9 protein-coding genes are annotated in these 14,889 nt (G+C 68.0%); 3 read left to right on the top strand and 6 right to left on the bottom strand.

The window, feature by feature from the left end:
• Positions 1 to 75 precede the first annotated feature (75 nt).
• The 4 genes from ACSLUQ_RS08075 to ACSLUQ_RS08060 all read right to left on the bottom strand — a co-directional run bounded on the left by ACSLUQ_RS08075 (position 76) and on the right by ACSLUQ_RS08060 (position 3,711).
• A complete protein-coding gene (locus tag ACSLUQ_RS08075) occupies positions 76 to 1,713 on the bottom strand; it encodes a fumarate hydratase (RefSeq protein WP_417772772.1) in 1,638 nt (545 codons plus the stop codon).
• Positions 1,714 to 1,847: 134 nt separating this feature from the next.
• On the bottom strand, positions 1,848 to 2,420 hold the full coding sequence (locus tag ACSLUQ_RS08070) for a YceI family protein (protein WP_461808201.1): 573 nt from the start codon (positions 2,418 to 2,420) through the stop codon (positions 1,848 to 1,850).
• A 26-nt stretch (positions 2,421 to 2,446) separates the two neighbouring features.
• Positions 2,447 to 3,043 carry a cytochrome b gene (locus ACSLUQ_RS08065; RefSeq protein ID WP_461808200.1) on the bottom strand — a complete coding sequence of 199 codons (597 nt, stop codon included), beginning with the start codon at positions 3,041 to 3,043 and terminating at the stop codon, positions 2,447 to 2,449.
• 92 nt (positions 3,044 to 3,135) lie between these two features.
• Entirely contained in the window at positions 3,136 to 3,711 is a 576-nt protein-coding gene (locus ACSLUQ_RS08060; protein ID WP_417772775.1) for a YceI family protein, read from the bottom strand.
• 348 nt (positions 3,712 to 4,059) lie between these two features.
• Here ACSLUQ_RS08060 and ACSLUQ_RS08055 point away from each other — a divergent pair, with 348 nt between their 5' ends.
• Positions 4,060 to 4,695: a glutathione S-transferase family protein gene (locus ACSLUQ_RS08055; RefSeq protein WP_417772776.1), complete on the top strand. Its 636-nt coding sequence runs from the start codon at positions 4,060 to 4,062 to the stop codon at positions 4,693 to 4,695.
• Between the two features lie 96 nt (positions 4,696 to 4,791).
• Here the strand turns inward: ACSLUQ_RS08055 and ACSLUQ_RS08050 are convergent, their stop codons facing one another.
• Together ACSLUQ_RS08050 and ACSLUQ_RS08045 are read right to left on the bottom strand one after the other, a co-directional pair.
• Positions 4,792 to 5,475 carry a L,D-transpeptidase gene (locus ACSLUQ_RS08050; RefSeq protein ID WP_417772777.1) on the bottom strand — a complete coding sequence of 228 codons (684 nt, stop codon included), beginning with the start codon at positions 5,473 to 5,475 and terminating at the stop codon, positions 4,792 to 4,794.
• Between the two features lie 124 nt (positions 5,476 to 5,599).
• Positions 5,600 to 6,298, bottom strand: a complete 699-nt coding sequence (locus ACSLUQ_RS08045; RefSeq protein ID WP_417772778.1) for a glutathione binding-like protein — start codon at positions 6,296 to 6,298, stop codon at positions 5,600 to 5,602.
• Between the two features lie 228 nt (positions 6,299 to 6,526).
• On the opposite strand from ACSLUQ_RS08045, the gene ACSLUQ_RS08040 reads away from it, so the two are divergent.
• Positions 6,527 to 9,133 (top strand): PAS domain S-box protein, encoded by a 2,607-nt coding sequence (locus ACSLUQ_RS08040; protein ID WP_461808199.1) that lies wholly within the window; start codon positions 6,527 to 6,529, stop codon positions 9,131 to 9,133.
• A 111-nt stretch (positions 9,134 to 9,244) separates the two neighbouring features.
• Entirely contained in the window at positions 9,245 to 14,851 is a 5,607-nt protein-coding gene (locus ACSLUQ_RS08035; protein ID WP_461808198.1) for an alpha-2-macroglobulin family protein, read from the top strand.
• Positions 14,852 to 14,889 lie beyond the last annotated feature (38 nt).

The following is a 14,889-nucleotide window of genomic DNA, read 5'->3' as shown; positions in this document are numbered from 1 at the left end:
TCCTGAACTCACCAAAAAAGGGCCGGAGCGTCCGCCGCTCCGGCCCTTTCTCTTGTGTCCGCCCTGTTGCTGCTGTCAGCCGAGGTTCAGTTCCTTGAAGAAGTCATTGCCCTTGTCGTCGATGACGATGAAGGCCGGGAAGTCCTCGACCTCGATACGCCAGATCGCCTCCATGCCGAGTTCCTCGAACTCGACGACCTCGACCTTCTTGATGCAGTCCTGGGCAAGGCGGGCGGCAGGGCCGCCGATGGAGCCGAGGTAGAAGCCGCCATGGGCCTGGCAGGCGCGGCGCACCTGCGGCGAGCGGTTGCCCTTGGCGAGCATGACCATGGAACCGCCGGCCGCCTGGAACTGGTCCACATAGGCATCCATGCGCCCGGCCGTCGTCGGTCCGAAGGAGCCGGAGGCATAGCCTTCCGGCGTTTTCGCCGGGCCGGCATAGTAGATCGGATGGTTCTTGAAATACTCCGGCAGCGGTTCGCCCTTCTCGAGGCGTTCGCGCAGCTTGGAATGGGCGAGATCGCGGGCGACGATGAGCGGGCCGGAGAGCGACAGGCGCGTCTTGATCGGATGCTTCGACAGCTCGGCGAGGATCTCCGACATCGGCCGGGTCAGGTCGATCCTGACCACATGGTCGGTGAGGTTCTCGCTCTTCACCTCGGGCATGTACTTGTGCGGCTCGCGCTCGAGCGCCTCGAGGAAGACGCCGTCCTTGGTGATCTTGCCGAGCGCCTGGCGGTCGGCCGAGCAGGAGACACCGATGCCGATCGGCAGCGAGGCGCCGTGCCGTGGCATGCGGATCACGCGCACGTCATGGCAGAAGTACTTGCCACCGAACTGCGCGCCGACGCCCGTCTGCTGGGTCAGCTTGTGGATCTCGGCTTCCATCTCCAGGTCGCGGAAGGCGTGGCCGAGCTCGGAGCCCGCGGTCGGCAGGGCGTCGAGGTAGCGCGCCGAGGCGAGCTTGACGGCCTTGAGGTTCAGCTCCGCCGAGGTGCCGCCGATGACGACCGCCAGATGGTAGGGCGGGCAGGCCGCGGTGCCGAGCGTCAGCACCTTCTCCTTGATGAAGTCGATGAGCCGCTCCGGCGTCAGCAGCGAGGGCGTTCCCTGGAACAGGAAGGTCTTGTTGGCCGAACCGCCGCCCTTGGCCATGAACAGGAACTTGTAGGCGTCCTCGCCCTCGGAATAGATCTCCACCTGCGCCGGCATGTTGTTGGCGGTGTTCTTCTCCTCGAACATGGAGAGCGGCGCGAGCTGCGAATAGCGCAGGTTCTTGCGGAAATAGGCGTCGCGCGCGCCTTCGGCCAGCGCCGCCTCGTCGCCGCCGGACGTCCACACGCGCCGGCCCTTCTTGCCCATGATGATCGCCGTGCCGGTGTCCTGGCACATCGGCAGGATGCCATGGGCGGAGATGTTGGCATTCTTCAGCAGGTCGAAGGCGACGAACTTGTCGTTCTCGGTCGCCTCCGGATCGTCGAGGATCTTGCGCAACTGCTCCAGGTGACCCGGGCGCAGATAGTGGTTGATGTCGGCGAAGGCCTCGTCGGCCAGCACCTTCAGCGCCTCCGGCTCGACGACGAGCACTTCCTCGCCGTTGAAGGTCGCGGTGGAGACGAAGTCTGAGGTCAGCTTGCGGTAGGGCGTGGGATCCGCGCCAAGGGGGAAAAGCGGCGCGTGATTGTAGCTCGGCGGGGTTTTCGGCTCGGACATCTGCTTGCCTTGGCTGGGTTCGCGCGTGCCGGCGCGGACCGGGAAGGAATGATTGATCGCGAGCCTTTTACGCCATCGGACAGCGCCGCGCCAAGTCCGCTGCGCTGCCCTTGTTGTATTGGCGCGGCGTTTGCCTAGCGCGTGGCGGAGATGTCCAGCACCACCTTCACGTCCTCGGCGACGGTGGAGGCCGGCATGTCGCTCCCCACGCCATAGGCGAGCCGCGACAGCGGCACCTGCGCATGCGCGGTGGCGGCGTCGCCGTCGATGTCGAGCGTGAACGGCAGCGTGAAGGGCATTTCCTTGCCCTTGATCGCGAGCGTGCCCTGCGCCTCATAGGCGTTCGCGCCCGTGGCTTTGATGCTGGAGGAACTGAAGACCGCCTCCGGCGTGGCGGCGGTGTCGAACCATGCGGCGCCCGGCAGCGTCCCGTCGATCTGCGCCTGGCCGGTGGCGGCGGAGCCGGTCTTCACGGTCGCGACGATACGCGCCGTCGACAGGTCGGCCGGATCGAGCGTGATCTCGGCGCTCCAGTCGGAGAAGACACCCTCGACGGGCGCGCCGTTCTGCTGGGCGACGAAGGCAAGGCGGCTGTTGGCGTGGTCGACGCTCCAGTCGGAGGCGAGGGCGCCCGCGCTCGCGGCGGCGAGGAGGGCGGCCCCAAGTACGGCGACGGACAGGCTGCGGGAAAGGAAGCGGGTCTGCATGGCGGGATCTCCAAAGCGACGCGTGATCAGGAGCGTTCGGCGGTCGAGGCGGCCTGCCGGGTCGAGAGCATGCGCGTCAGCACGCCGTCGCGGTTGATGAAATGATGCTTGAGGGCGGCGGCTGCATGCAGTGCCACCAGCACCAGCAGCGCATTGCCGAGGATCTCGTGCACGTTCTTGAGCAGCGCCTCCGCCTGGGCCTTGGTGCCAAGGGCGGTGGGCACGGGAAGGTGCGGTACCTGCAACGTGTCGAACAGGATGGTCGGGATCCCCCAGGGCGAGGCGGAGACCATCAGCCAGCCCGACAGCGGCAGCCCGAGCATCAGCGCATAGAGCCCGGCGTGGCCGAGGGCGGCGGCGATCCGCTCGTGGGTCGGCATGCCGTCGGGCAGCGCCGGTGCGGGATTGACGGCACGCCAGGCAAGCCGCAGCACGGCAAGTGCCAGCACCACAAAGCCGAGCGACTTGTGCAACTGGTAGAGCGGGTAGACCCCAGGCGCGGTCGGCTCGAGCCCGGCGATGTATTTTCCGAAGAAGAAGAGGCCGATGACGAGGACGGCCATCGTCCAGTGAAAGGCGATCGCGAGCGCGCCGTAGCCCTTCCTCGTATTGCTGATCTGCATAGCACGCTCTCCTGGGCCGTGACGGTGGGCAGCGATGGCCGGGCATCCGGCGGGATCGCACCCGCCGTACGTCCCGGCCATCGCCGCAGGTGTTACTTGGCCGCCAGCGCCTCGGCGTTGAAGCTGATGGTGACGTCGTCGCCGACATAGGGGACATACATGTCCATGCCGTAGTCGGAGCGCTTCACGACAGCCGTGGCGTCAAGGCCGACGGCCGGCTGCTTGGCCATCGGATGCTCGCCGATGGCGTTCACCGTGACGTCGAAGGTCACCGGCCGTGTGATGTCCTTGATGGTCAGGTCGCCGGAGACCTTGAGGGTCTTGTCGCCGGTCTTCTCGACCTTGCTGGAGACGAAAGTGGCCTTCGGGAACTTGGCGACGTCGAAGAAGTCGGCGCTCTTGAAATGCGCGTCGCGCTCGCCCCAGAAGCTGTCGAGGCTCGCGGTGTCGACGGTGAACGTGATCTTGGAGGCGGCCGGGTCGTCCTGGTCGATGACGAGATCGCCTTCCCACTCACCGAAGCGGCCCTCGGTCGTCGAATAGCCAAGATGGCTGTAGGAGAAGCCAAGGTTGGCGTGCGACTTGTCGAACTGATAGGCGACGGGCTCGGCCAGTGCCGGCGTGGCGACGACAAGCAGGGCAAGGGCGGGAACGGCGAAACGGATCATGCGCGGGCTCTCCATCGAGCGGGGGAACGGATTGCTGTCGCGCCGCATTGTGCAGCGCACTGTGACAAATTGTATGGATCGCCCCCGCCTTCAACCGCGCCCGACTGAATTCACTGTCCATAACGGGTGAACAATACCTGTTTTTCCGGTCACGATTATTTGTCTTTTGAGTGACGGATGGATGTGATCGGCCGCATTTTCCCGCGAACACGCCTGTGGTCGGCCGTGCGGGACCATCGCGAAACGCTGTGCGGACATGCGCGTTCTTATCGTTGCCGACGTCGTGCGGATCGGAGAATGTGGCTGTCCGACAAATCCGGCGGAAGGCCGGCGAGCGGGGACAATGGAATGATCGATCTCTACACATGGACGACGCCCAACGGACGCAAGGTCTCCATCATGCTGGAGGAATGCGGCCTCGACTACGAGGTGTTCCCGGTGGACATCACCAACCAGCAGCAACACCGGCCGGCCTTCGTGCATATTTCGCCGAACGCCAAGATCCCGGCGATTGTCGACCGGGAAGCCGGCGTCAGCTTGATGGAATCGGGCGCGATCCTGCTCTATCTGGCCGAGAAGACGGGCAGGTTCCTGCCCTCGGGCGGGCCGGAGCGGTTGCGGGTCATCGAATGGCTGATGTGGCAGATGGGCGGCTTTGGCCCGATGCTCGGCCAGGCCCACCATTTCCATCATTTTAATCCCGGCAAGGCGCCCTATGCCGAGGAGCGCTATACCCAGGAGGCGCAGCGGCTCTACTCCGTGCTCGACAAGCAGTTGTCCGAGCACCGCTATGTCGCCGGCGACTATTCGATCGCCGATATCTCGATCTGGCCATGGACAAGCCGTTTCGAATGGCAAGGTGTCGATCTGGCGCGCTTCCCCCATGTGCGCCGGTGGTATCTGGAGGTCGCAGCCCGCCCGGCGGTGCAGCGCGGCTACGATGTGCCGGCAGTCACCAATCCGATTCCAATGCCGGGAGAATGATCGCGATTCCGATGAAGGGTCGGGCCCGCTGACGCAAACGCCCGGCCGCGCGGTTCTCGCACGGCCGGCCGTTCTGTTCTCGCCTGCCTGTCCCGGCTAGCTGAGGACGACGACCTTCGCGCCGATCTCGACGCGATTGTAGAGGTCGATGACGTCCTGCTGCCACATGCGGATGCACCCGGAAGAGGCGTTGGTGCCGATGGACCGCGGCTGGTTCGTGCCGTGGATCCGGTAGAGCGTGTCCTTGTTGCCCTGCCACAGATAGAGGCCGCGGGCGCCGATGGGATTGCGCGGGCCGCCGTCCTGTCCGTCCCGGTATTTCTCGAGCTTCGGATCGCGGTCGATCATCTCCGCCGGGGGGAACCACTTCGGCCATTCGCGCTTGTGGCGGATGGTCGCCTCGCCGTTCCACGCAAAACCCGCGCGGCCGACGCCGATGCCGTAGCGGATCGCCCGGCCGCCGGGCTGGACGAGATAGAGGAACTTGTTGGCGGGATCGACCACCACCGTGCCGGACGGCTGCGAGGTGATGTAGCGCACCGTCTGCCGCAGATAGCGCGGATCGACGGTCTTCCAGGGGATGGCGGGAAGGTTGAACCCGCCGTCGCGCGTGGGGCCGTAGGCGAGCGCATAGTCCGGCTTGCCCTCGGCGGTGAGGTCGAGGCCGGCGTTGCGGATCGCGCCGGTCCGCGACTGGCAGGCGGCGGCAAGCAGCGGCAGGCCGATGAGAAGCGCGCGGCGCGACATGCGTCCGGCGTCATCGGTGATGTGTTTCTTCATGGGGGGCAAGGCGTCAGGTCTCCGGTGATTCCCTGACGTGAACTATGCGCGCGAGTCTGCCTTCCTGTCATGCGGCTTTCGCCGCGTTCCCGCCCGTTTCGAGGGGGGCGGGAACGCGACTGCCTCAGGCGGGAACCCGTGTGCCGCGCTCGAAGGCCGGGCGGGCCATGCAGGTCTCGATCCAGCGCTTCAGATTGGCCATGGCGTCGAGACCGGAGATCTCGCCGGCCTCGTAGAAGCCGCCCAGCGTGCGCAGCCACGGCACGATGGCGATGTCGGCGATCGTGAGGTCGTCGCCCATGATGTAGTCGCGCCCTTCCAGCCGTTCATCGAGAACGCCGAGCAGGCGCTTCGTCTCGTTCAGGTATCGCTCGCGCGGGTAGGGATCGCTCACCTTGTCGGCGGCGAACTTGTGGAAGTGGCCGAACTGGCCGAACATCGGCCCGACTCCACCCATCTGGAACATCAGCCACTGCAGTGTCTCGTAGCGCGCATGCGGCTCTTGCGGCAGCAGTTTTCCTGCCTTCTCAGCCAGGTAGACGAGGATGGCGCCGCTTTCGAAAAGCGCCAGCGGCTTGTCGCCCGGGCCGTGCGGATCGATGATCGCCGGGATCTTGTTGTTCGGGTTGAGCGACAGGAACTCGGGCGTCATCTGGTCGTTGGTCTCGAAGGAGACCTTATGCGCCTCATAGGCAAGGCCGGTCTCTTCGAGCGCGATGGAAACCTTCACACCGTTTGGGGTCGCCAGCGAGTAGAGCTGGATGTGGTCGGGATGCCGCGCCGGCCAGCGGCGGGTGATCGGAAAGTCGGAAATTGCGCTCATGACAGCCTCCAGAACCCAGGGAACCTGGTCGAGGCCTAGCGAAGATTTCGGGTGCTGTCTGTTGAAATTTCTTGGCGCCCGCCTCGCGTCGGGCGCACGCGATCGGGGCCTGTTTCGGGGAGCTGTGCGTCCCTGGGTTGCTTCGCGGCGAGACTCAAGGCCCAATTCGGGCAAGGAAAATCGGGCCGTGCACCGGCCGGGGGGAAAGCTATGGAGGCAATCCGGGGCATGCTGGCGGAGCCTGGAGCGCTGCCTGTCGTGCTGACGGCCGGGCTGGGGGTGGTTGCGCTCGCGCTTGTGCTGGTGCTCTGGCGCCAGACGCGTCTGCTGTCGCGCGAGCGGGCGCGCAGCCGCGCCGCCGACAGGATTGTCGGCCTGCTTGAGGAACTCAGCGGCCGCCGTAGCGCCGAACGCGGCCTGCTCGCCGCGCTCGAGGCGCTTCCCGACGGCTTTGTCCTCTATGACGCGCAGGACAGGCTCCTGCTCTGCAACAGCCGCTACCGGGAACTCTACGCCATGAGCGCGGATGCCATCCGCCCTGGCGCGCGCTTCGAGGACATCATCCGCATCGGCGTGGCCCGCGGCCAGTACGCGGATGCGCTCGAGGACCCGGAGCGCTGGATTGCCGAACGCCTCGAGCAGCATCTCGACCCGCCGCGCAAGCCGATCGAGCAGGCGCAGGGAAACGGCCACTGGCTCAGGGTGTTCGAGCGGCGCATGCCTGATGGGCACACCGTCGGCTTTCGCGTTGACATCACCGATCTCAAGCAGCGCGAGGAGGCGTTGCGGCTGAGCGAAGGGCGGCTGGCCGCCGTCGTCAACAGCGCGCTCGACGCCATCGTCGTCATCGACGAGGACGGACGGATCGTCGAGTTCAACCCTTCCGCAGAGCGCGTCTTCGGCTACCGGCGCGACGACGTGATGGGCGGCATCGCCCGCGAACTGCTCGTGCCCCAGCGCCACCGCGCCACCTACGACCGGCGTATTGCAGACGTTATTGCCTGCCGCCCGACAGTGCGCCCCGCCGACCGCATCGAGGCGCGGTCGCTGCGCGCCGACGGCAGCGAGACCCTGACCGAGGTCACCTTCGGCAGCGTCGATGGGCACGACGGCCCGCTGGTCATCGGCTTCATTCGCGACATCACGGAGGAGCGCGCCGGCCGGGTCGCGCTGACCGATGCGCTTGCCCGTGCCGAGGAAGCCGACCGGGCGAAGTCCGACTTTCTGGCGATGATGAGCCACGAGATCCGCACGCCGCTCAACGCGGTCATCGGCCTTCTCGACATGATGCTGGAGGGCGGGCTCGATGATCCCCGGCGCGCGCAGGCGAGAACGGCGCGCGGCTCGGCCGAGGCACTGCTTCATATTCTCAACGACATCCTTGACTTCTCGCGCCTGGAGACCCGCCGCTTCGAGTTTCGCCTCATGCCCTTCGACCTGCGCGAACTCGTCGCCTCGGTCGGCGATCTCTTCGCGGCGCGGGCAAGGGAGAAGCGGCTTCTCCTGCGTGTCGAGGTGGACGAGGCGGTGCCGCCGGTGGTGGTCGGCGACGCCGGCCGCATTCGACAGGTTCTCGTCAATCTCCTTGCCAACGCGGTCAAGTTCACGCCCGAGGGCGAGGTGCTGCTTCGGCTCGAGTTGCGTGCGCCGCCCACCTTCGTCTCCCCGTCAGCGCAGGCGGAGGCGGCGGTGGAGGCGAGCGCGGCGGAGGGCGCCGCCCCGGTCTGCCCGGTCGCCACACCGCTGGCGGCCTTGCGCTTTTCGGTCGAGGACACGGGGCCCGGGATTTCCGGCGACGACCGCAGCAGGGTCTTCGAGCGGTTCCGCAGCATCTCGCCCGACGGCGGTGGCCACGGCGACGGCGTCGGGCTCGGCCTGGCCATCTGCCGCGAGCTGGTCACCGGCATGGGCGGCACGATCTCCGTCGCTGGCGCTCCGGCGGGCGGGTGCCGTTTCCTTGTCGATCTCGATCTCGCCGCCGGCGGCGCGCCGCTGCCCGAACAGGCGCGCCAGGGCATCCGTAGCGCCGATGCGCGGACCCTGCGCGGCGCCTCGATCCTTGTCGCCGAAGACAATCCGACAAACCGCATGATGGTGGCCGTGCTCCTCGATCGCTGGGGCTGCCGGCACGTCGCGGTCCACGATGGCGCGGCCGTCCTGCCGGCGCTCGAGGCGGGAGACTTCGACGCGGTGCTGATGGATGTCTCTATGCCCGGCATGAGCGGCTATGAGGCGACGACACGGCTGCGCGCCAGCGGCGCGTCCTTCGCCCGGCTGCCGGTCGTCGCGCTCACGGCGCATGCGAGGCCCGACGAATATGCCCGCGCCTTTGCCGCCGGAATGGACGCTTTCGTGACCAAGCCGATCGATTCTGGCGTGCTCGCGCGGGTTCTTGCGGCGCTGCTGCGCGGCGAGCGTCCCGAACACGGCGGCGCCGTCGAGGCGGCCGTCGATCCCTGCCAGCTCAGCGAGGCGCTGGCGGAGGTTCCGCGCGCGCGGCGGGCGGCGTTGATCGAGCGCTGCGTTGCGGATCTGCGCCACGAGGCCGCCCGCGCCGTCGGGCTTTCTTCCACGCCGGCCCGTCTTGGTGCCTGCGCCCATGTGGTCGGGGGGCTGGCCGAGACTTTCGGCGCGCCGGCGCTTGCCCGAATCGCCCGGGAGATCGAAACCGGCGCGGCGAAGCAGACGGATGCGGCACGGCTGGCCGAGCAAGCCGGTGCAATGGCGCGCGAAGCATGCCGCGCAGCCGACGCCTTCGCCCGTCTTGCCGCCGAGCCGGACGCAGAGCCCACGGCGGCGGATGCCACGCCAATGCGCGGCGTTTCAGGCGACTGAGACGACACGTTTTCGAAATTTTGGTCTTGGACTTGTCAAGATTAGGTGTTCCCATTGCCGCCGCGTGGCTTTGCGCCTGAAGCGTGCGCCTGGCTGGTGAGGGGAACGATCATGGTTTCAGTTCGTGCGATGCGTCCGTTCGGTTGTGCTCGCGACAGCGGGGATAGGACAACGGCAGGGACGGTTCGCGGCGGCGGGGATATCCCGGTCGCGGAACGTCGCGCGGGCCTGGCGGCGAAAGTTGCACGATTTGGCCTTGGCCTCGCCGTCGCGCTGATCGCGCTCTCGCCGGCGGCACCTGCGCGCGCCGCCGAGGACCGGCGCATCGTCACGGTCGAGGACGCCGACTATTTCGGCGCCGACTTCCAGACCATGAAGGATGTCGACCTCGACGCCTGCAAGACTGCCTGCCTCGCCAGCTCCCAGTGCCGCGCCTTCACCTACAACACCTCCGCCAAATGGTGCTTCCTCAAGGCCGACGTCGGTCGTCTCCAGAGTTTCGCCGGCGCCGTCGCCGGTCGCGTCGTCACGGTTGCCGCACAGTCGCCGGCGGAGCGCAAGGAGCGTGTCGCCGAACTCGACTTCCTGCCCCGCTCGCTGACCGAGGAGGCGGAGCGCTACGCCCGCAAGCTGCCGCGCGCCTTCCGCGCCACGGAGCAGTCGGCCGAGGAGCTCGGCTCCGTCGGCTTCGCCATGATCGGCGAGCGCCAATACAGCCAGGCCGAGGTCGCCTTCGGGCGCGGCCTGAAGCTGGAGCCGGAGCGTTTCGAGTTCTGGGCGGGCCTCTCCCGGGCGCTGGCCGGCAACAAGCCGGACGACTGGCAGGAACGCAGCCGCGTCGAACGCGACGGGATCTCCGCCTCGATCAACAGTTATTTCAATGCCGCGACCGCCGACGAGCGGGTCGAGGCGCTGCGTCTGGTCGCCGCCGCCCTGGTGCGCCGCGACCACTACAAGCCGGCGATCAAGGCTTTGCGCGCCGCGCTGGCGCTTGACGACACGCCCGGCCTGCGGGCCCGCTACGACGACCTCGTCGCCCAGCACGGCTTCCGCGTGCTCGATCATCAGGTCGATTCCGACGCGGCATCGCCGCGCGTCTGCGTCGTCTTCTCCGACACGCTGAAGCGCGCCACCGACATGAGTTCCTTCGTGCGTGTCACCGGCGAAGGCTCCACCTCGGTCGAGACCGACGGCGCGCAGATCTGCGTCGACGGCGTGCGCCATGGTGGTCGCTACCAGATCACGCTGCGCCAGGGCATCCCCTCCGCCGATGGCGAGAAGCTCGAGAAATCCGCCGATCTCACGGTTTATGTCCGCGACCGCGCTCCGGCGGTGAACTTCCTTGGCCGCGCCTATGTGCTGCCGGCCGGTGAGGGCGCGACGATCCCGATCCGCTCGGTGAACACCAAGACGGTCGAAACCGAGATCTATCGCATCGGCGAGCGCGGCCTCGCCTCGGCGCTGCGCGACGGGCGCGTGCTGTCGCAGCTCGACAACTACAAGGCCAGCCAGATCCGCGACGAATACGGCGAGTTCCTGTGGAAGGGCACCGTCGAGACCGAGATGCTGCTCAACCGCGATGTCACCACGGCAATCCCGGTGGCGGAATTTGGCCTGACCATGGCGCCCGGCATCTATGCCATGGTGGCGCGCGCGGCCAGCGACAAGGCGAACGAATGGGGGCCCTGGGCGACCCAGTGGTTCCTCGTCTCCGACCTCGGCCTCAGCGCCTATTCCGGCGATGGCGAGACGGTCGTCGCGCTGCGCAAGCTTTCCGACGCCTCCGCCGTGGAAGGCGCGTCCGTGCGTCTCGTCGCAGTCAACAATGACGTGCTCGGCGAGACGAAGAGCGATGCCGAGGGCTTTGCCCGGTTCGCCCCCGGCCTGACCCGTGGCAAGGGCGGCCGCGCCCCGGCGATGGTCGCCGTGGAGACCGCATCCGGCGACTATGCCTTCCTCGATCTCGGCAAGCCGGCCTTCGACCTGTCCGACCGCGGCGCCGAGGGACGGCCCGCGCCGGGAGCGCTCGACGCCTTCGCCTGGACCGACCGGGGCGTCTACCGGCCCGGCGAGACGGTCAACATCGGTGCCATGCTGCGTGATCCGGCGGCCTTCGCCAGCACCGGCGTGCCGCTCACCTTCATCTACATGCGTCCCGATGGCGTCGAGTTCCAGCGGGTGACGGTGCAGGACGCCGGCGCCGGTGGTCGCGCCCATGCGCTGACACTTCCCGCCTCCGCCCAGCAGGGCAGCTGGAGCGTGCGCGTCCACGCCGACCCGAAGGCCGCGCCGCTCGCCCAGCTTTCGTTCCTTGTCGAGGACTTCCAGCCTGAGCGGGTCGACTTCGATCTGGCGACGCGGGCGAAGGCGATCGACCCGGCCAATCCGCCGGAAATCTCTCTGCAGGCCAAGTTCCTCTATGGGGCACCGGCCTCCGGTCAGCGGCTCGAGGGCGAGGTGGTCGTTTCGCCGACCCGCGCCAACGCGGCCTTCCCCGGCTATGTCTTCGGTCTCGCGGACGAGCAGATCTACCCCGAGCGCGCCAATCTGGAAGATGGCGCCGCGACGGATGCCGACGGCAACGCCGGCTTCACCCCGACCTTGCCGCAACTGGCACCGACCACGGCCGGCTACACCGCGCGCATCACCGCCCGCGTCGTCGAGGCGGGCGGGCGCTATGTGGAGCGCTCGCTTGAGCTTCCCGTCGTTTCCGACGGTGTGCGCATCGGCGTCAAGCCGGCCTTCGATGGCGGTGTCGACGAGGGCGGCCCGGCCGATTTCGACGTCATCGCGGTGGATTCGGACGGCAATCGGGCAGCCCTGTCCGGGGCGAACTGGACACTCTCCAAGCTCGACACCCGCTACCAGTGGTACCGAAACGATGGGCGCTGGTCCTATGAGCCGGTGACCACCACCCGCCGGGTGGCCAATGGCACCTTTGATCTGGCGCCCGGCACTCCGGCGCGCCTCAGCCTGCCCGTCGACTGGGGCCGTTACCGTCTCGAGGTGGTTGCGGCCACTGGCGGCGATGGCGTCCAGGCGGCGACGAGCACCGAATTCAGTGCCGGCTGGTACACGTCCTCCGCGTCGTCGCAGACCCCGGACCTGCTTGAGGTCGGTCTCGACAGGAAATCCTACCGCGTCGGCGACACCGCCACCTTGCGCATGAAGCCGCGCTTCGCCGGCACCGCGCTCGTCTCCGTCATGACCGACCGTCTCGTCGAGACCCGCGTCGTCAAGGTCGGGGAGGGCGAGAGCGAGGTGAAGCTCACCGTCACCGATGCCTGGGGCAATGGTGCCTACGTCACGGCGACCCTGTTCCGGCCGATGGACCTGGAGGCCAAGCGCATGCCCTCGCGCGCGCTCGGCCTCGAGTGGCTGACGGTCGACCCGCAAGGGCGCAAGCATACGGTTTCCCTGGACGCGCCGGAGAAGATCCGCCCGCGTTCGACGCTCGACATCGGCGTCACCGTGTCCGGCCAGGACGCCGGCAAGCCGGCCTATCTGACGCTTGCCGCCGTCGACGTCGGCATTCTCAACCTGACGCGCTTCGAGACGCCGGATCCGGACGGCTGGTACTTCGGTCAGCGCCGCCTCGGCATGGAGATCCGCGACTATTACGGCGAGCTGATCGATCGCACCGCCGGTGATCTCGGTCGGGTCCGCTCCGGCGGCGACGGCATGGGCCTGTCGCTCGACGCCCCACCGCCGCAGGAGGCGCTCGTTGCGCTCTTCTCCGGCGTTGTCGAGACCGATGCGGACGGCAAGGCCAGCGTTTCGTTCGACATTCCCGACTTCAACGGCACGGTGCGCCTGATGGCGGTGGCCTGGAGCGCCTCGGGCGTCGGTCATGCCGAGAAGGATGTCGTGGTGCGCGATCCGCTGGTGATGACCGCGACCCTTCCTCGCTTCCTCGCACCTGGCGATGAAAGCCGGCTGCTGGTCGAGGTCGACAATGTCGAAGGCGAGGCAGGCGACTATCGCATCGCGGCCGAGGTCTCGGGACCGGTGACGCTGGACGCGGCTTCGGACGGCGAGGTGCTGACGCTTGCCAAGGCCGAGCGGCGCGCGCTCAGCCTGCCGCTGCGCGCCGGCACGACGCCGGGCGATGCCTCGCTGCGGCTGACCCTGTCGGACGCCAGCGGCGTGATCGCGGAAAAGACGTTGGCGCTCGGGGTGCGTGACAACACGCCCGACATCACCCGGCGTTCCTTCGTCACCCTGTCGCCCGGCGGCAAGCTGACGCTCGACGGCGACACGCTGGCCGGCATCCGTCCGCTCGGCGCGACGGTGTCGCTGGCGGCGGGCGGTCCGGCGCGGATCGACATTCCGGGGCTTCTCGGCGCGCTCGACCGCTATCCCTACGGCTGCACGGAGCAGACGACCAGCCGCGCGCTGCCGTTGCTCTATCTCAACGAGCTGGCGCTCAGCAGCGGCATGGAGACGGATGCCGAGATCCGCGAGCGCATCGCAAAGGCGATCAACCGGGTGCTGGGCAACCAGGACAGCAGCGGCGCCTTCGGTCTCTGGTCGGCCTTCGGCGGCGCCGATCCCTGGCTCGACGCCTATGTCACCGACTTTCTCACCCGGGCGCGCGACAAGGGCTATGACGTTCCCGAACTGGCCCTGTCGCAGGCGCTGGAGAACCTCGGCAACAAGGTCGCCTATGCCTCCGACTTCTCCGACGGCGGGCAGTCGGTCGCCTATGCGCTCTATGTGCTGGCGCGCACCGGCCGGGCCTCGCTTGGCGATCTGCGCTACTACATGGACGTGAAGCTCGCCGACTTCGGCGGCCCGCTGGCCAAGGCGCAGATTGGCGCGGCGCTCGCGCTCTACGGCGAGAAGGAGCGGGCGAAGGCGGCGTTCGAGGTGGCGATTTCCGACACCAACCTGCCGGATTCCACTGCCTACCGGGAGGACTACGGCTCGTCGCTGCGCGATGCCGCCGGCGTCCTTGCCTATGTCACCCAGGCGAAACTCGACCTGCCCGAGGCGCGCGAGCTCGCACGGCAGGTGGCGGATCGACAGGACGCGGCCGAGGCGCTCTCGACCCAGGACATGGCCTGGCTGCTTGTGGCCGGACACGAGCTGTTGAGCGCGAGCGCGGGCGACAGCTTCACCATCGACGGGGTGCCCGCGCCCGCGCCGCTGGCTCGCACGCTGGCGGGCGGCGAGCTGGCAGGAACCTCGGTCGCGGTGGAAAACGCCGGCAGCGCGTCGGCCGACGTGGTGGTGACCGTTTCGGGACGGCCGGTGAGCCCGGAGCCCGCCGGTGGCAAGGGCTACCGGATCGAACGGGCCTATTACGACCTTGACGGCAACCGGCTGGATCTCGCCGCCGTGCCGCTCAACACCCGCGTCGCCGTGGTGCTGACGGTGACGATGGAGCGGCCCGACAAGGGGCGCCTGCTCCTTGTCGACCGTTTGCCGGCGGGGCTGGTGATCGACAACCCGCGCCTCGTGCGTGCGGGCGATCTCGGTGCGCTCGAATGGCTCGACCCGGTCAGCGAGGCGGACCACACCGAGTTCCGCGACGACCGCTTCGTCGCCGCGCTCGACCGCAACCTGCCCAATGTCGACACCTTCAGCTTCGCCTATCTGGCGCGCGCCTCGATCCCCGGCCGCTTCGCCCTGCCGCCGGCGACGGTGGAGGACATGTATCGCCCGGATCTCTCCGCCCGCACGGGCTCCGGCCGGTTCGAGGTTATCGCCAACTGAGGCAAGGCAGGAGCGTCACGGGACAGGGCGGCAAAGGT

The sequence above is a fragment of the Stappia sp. ICDLI1TA098 genome (assembly GCF_054880955.1).
This window is presented reverse-complemented; position numbering and strand designations above follow the sequence as displayed.

Excerpts from the sequence above, each read along its gene's own strand:
- ACSLUQ_RS08075 (WP_417772772.1), bottom strand. The coding sequence starts at position 1,713 with ATGTCCGAGCCGAAAACCCCGCCGAGCTACAATCACGCGCCGCTTTTC.
- ACSLUQ_RS08070 (WP_461808201.1), bottom strand. The coding sequence starts at position 2,420 with ATGCAGACCCGCTTCCTTTCCCGCAGCCTGTCCGTCGCCGTACTTGGG.
- ACSLUQ_RS08065 (WP_461808200.1), bottom strand. The coding sequence starts at position 3,043 with ATGCAGATCAGCAATACGAGGAAGGGCTACGGCGCGCTCGCGATCGCC.
- ACSLUQ_RS08060 (WP_417772775.1), bottom strand. The coding sequence starts at position 3,711 with ATGATCCGTTTCGCCGTTCCCGCCCTTGCCCTGCTTGTCGTCGCCACG.
- ACSLUQ_RS08055 (WP_417772776.1), top strand. The coding sequence starts at position 4,060 with ATGATCGATCTCTACACATGGACGACGCCCAACGGACGCAAGGTCTCC.
- ACSLUQ_RS08050 (WP_417772777.1), bottom strand. The coding sequence starts at position 5,475 with ATGAAGAAACACATCACCGATGACGCCGGACGCATGTCGCGCCGCGCG.
- ACSLUQ_RS08045 (WP_417772778.1), bottom strand. The coding sequence starts at position 6,298 with ATGAGCGCAATTTCCGACTTTCCGATCACCCGCCGCTGGCCGGCGCGG.
- ACSLUQ_RS08040 (WP_461808199.1), top strand. The coding sequence starts at position 6,527 with ATGCTGGCGGAGCCTGGAGCGCTGCCTGTCGTGCTGACGGCCGGGCTG.
- ACSLUQ_RS08035 (WP_461808198.1), top strand. The coding sequence starts at position 9,245 with ATGGTTTCAGTTCGTGCGATGCGTCCGTTCGGTTGTGCTCGCGACAGC.